Annotated in this window: 3 protein-coding genes; all 3 read left to right on the forward strand. The window is 70.0% G+C overall.

Going from position 1 to position 2369, the window contains the following annotated elements; translation table 11 throughout:
- Positions 1-974: AIM24 family protein (locus tag GKQ77_RS31660; protein WP_258022310.1), on the forward strand; the 974-nt coding region annotated here is incomplete at its 5' end.
- An 11-nt stretch (positions 975-985) separates the two neighbouring features.
- A complete protein-coding gene (locus tag GKQ77_RS31665) occupies positions 986-1666 on the forward strand; it encodes an AIM24 family protein (protein WP_219692558.1) in 681 nt (226 codons plus the stop codon).
- 16 nt (positions 1667-1682) lie between these two features.
- Positions 1683-2369, forward strand: a 687-nt coding sequence (locus tag GKQ77_RS31670; protein ID WP_219692559.1) for an AIM24 family protein, incomplete at its 3' end; no start/stop codon positions are given.

The following is a 2369-nucleotide window of genomic DNA, read 5'->3' on the forward strand; positions in this document are numbered from 1 at the left end:
CCGTGCACGCCGCGCAGACCATCGTCGCGCCCGTGAACCAGCCGCCGTACGGCCAGCAGCCGCAGCCCCCGCAACAGCAGCCCCCGCAGCAGCCGCAGTACGGACAGGTGCCGGGCCAGCAGCATGCCCCCGGCCAGAGCGCGCCGCTTCCGCCGGGCTACGGCCAGCCGCCGCAGGCCCCGATGCCTCCCGGTTACGGCCAGCAGCCCGCCGCCCCCATGCCACCCGGCTACGGCCAGCAGCCCCCGAGCGGACAGTTTCCCGGACAGCCCCCGGCCCCGCATGGAGCCCCGCAGGGCGCCGCTCCCCAGGGCGCCGGTGTCGCCGCCGCTCTCCAGAAGTACCGCGAGGCGCCCACCGGCCAGCGCTGGACGCAGCAGAACGAGAAGCTGATCCGCGTCGACCTCGGCGTCGCCGACCAGCCGATCCTCGCCCGCCAGGGCAGCATGGTGCTCTACCAGGGCAAGGTCGAATTCGGCTACAAGGGCGCGGGCTTCGCCGGCCGCATCGTCGGCAACGCCACCGGCCAGGAGATGCAGCTGATGCGCTGCTCCGGCCGCGGCCAGGTCTTCCTCGCCGAGGAAGGCACCCACCTGCACCCCATCGAACTCCAGGGCGACGCGATCTGTGTCTCCGCGGAGAACGTCCTCGCCTTTGACGAGACCCTCCAGCACGAGGTGCGCAGGATCGAGGGCCACGGCATCCCCGGCGGCGCGCTGTTCGTCATGCAGTTCCAGGGCACCGGCACCGTCATCGTGAAGACCCACGGCGTGCCCGTCGTGCTGCCCGTCACGCCGACGACGTTCGCCGACTGCCACGCCGTCGTCGCCTGGTCGGCCGCCGCCCAGGCGATCGTTTCCAGCCAGGTACGGATGCGCAGCAACGCCTACGCGGGCTCCACGGGGGAGAGCGTGAACCTCCAGTTCCGTGGCGCGCCCGGCAATTTCATCGTCGTCCAGCCGTACGAGGTCTGAGGGAGCCCGTCATGAATCAGCAGCTCGCGGGCTTTGCTCCCGCACCCGTCGCCGCCCGCATGGAGAACCACGGCCACCACATGGTCAAGGTGGCCATGCAGACCGGCAACGACCTCCTCGCGCGCGTGGGCTCGATGGTCGCCTACGAAGGGTTCGTGCAGTACGAGCCGAACCCGCCCGCCGTCCGCCAGGTCGCACGCGAGTGGATGACCGGCGAGGGCGCGCCCTTGATGAAGTGCTCCGGAGACGGCCTGCTCTACCTCGCCGACTACGGAGCGGACGTCGTCGTCATCAACCTGGCGGGCGACTCCCTCTCGGTGAACGGCACCAACCTCCTCGCCTTCGACGCGTCCCTCCAGTGGGGCGTCGAACGGGTCAAGGGCCTCGCCAAGTTCGCCGGACAGGGCCTTTGGAACATCAAGATCTCCGGTCAGGGCTGGGTCGCGCTGACCTCACGCGGCACCCCGATCGTCGTCGACTGCGGTCGCGGCGAGGACGAGACGTACGTCGACCCGGACGCCCTGATCGCCTGGTCCCCGAACCTGAAGGTGAAGGGCAAGCGCAGCTTCAAGGCCGGCTCCCTCATCGGGCGCGGCAGCGGAGAGGCCTACCAGATGGGCTTCTCCGGAGAGGGCATCGTCGTCGTACAGCCCAGCGAGGACAGCACCGACCGTCTCCGAGCACGGGGCTGAGGGGGAGCAACACACCATGCAGAGCCCACTTTTCGCGCACGCCGAGCAGCAGACCCAGGAGCGCTACTGCGTACAGAACCCGCAGCTGCTGCGGGTCGCCCTGCAGGGGCACGACGACGTCCTGGCCCGCAAGGGCGCCATGGTCGCCTACCAGGGGCTGATCGAGTTCGACGCCGAGTACCAGAGCCAGGGCAACCAGCATGCCCGCGCGCACACCGGTGAGGGCCTGGACCTGATGCGCTGCCACGGGCAGGGCACCGTCTACCTCGCCAACCTCGCCCAGTACATCCACGTGGTGGATGTCGACCAGGACGGTCTGACCGTGGACAGCAGCTATGTCCTCGCGATGGACTCGTCGCTGACCCACCAGGTCATCGCCGTGGACAGCCAGTACGGCATCTCCGGCTCCGGCAAGTACCAGCTCAACATCTCCGGGCGCGGCAAGGTCGCCCTGATGACGTCAGGCCAGCCGCTGATGCTCCAGGTCACGCCCGACCGGTACGTCAACGCGGACGCGGACGCCATCGTCGCCTGGTCCAACGGGCTGCGCGTGCAGATGCAGGCCCAGACCCACTCCTCGGGCGTCTGGCGGCGCCGTGGCAACACCGGCGAGGGCTGGGAGCTGAGCTTCATGGGGCAGGGTGACGCGCTCGTCCAGCCCAGCGAGATGCTGCCGCCGCAGAACGCGGATGTCGGGCGGGGC

Origin of the sequence: Streptomyces anatolicus (assembly GCF_019400875.1) — a bacterium.
Classification (GTDB): Bacteria; Actinomycetota; Actinomycetes; order Streptomycetales; family Streptomycetaceae; genus Streptomyces; species Streptomyces anatolicus.

What these genes read in the sequence shown, in the direction of transcription:
- GKQ77_RS31665 (WP_219692558.1), top strand. Translation starts at nt 986, where the DNA reads ATGAATCAGCAGCTCGCGGGCTTTGCTCCCGCACCCGTCGCCGCCCGC.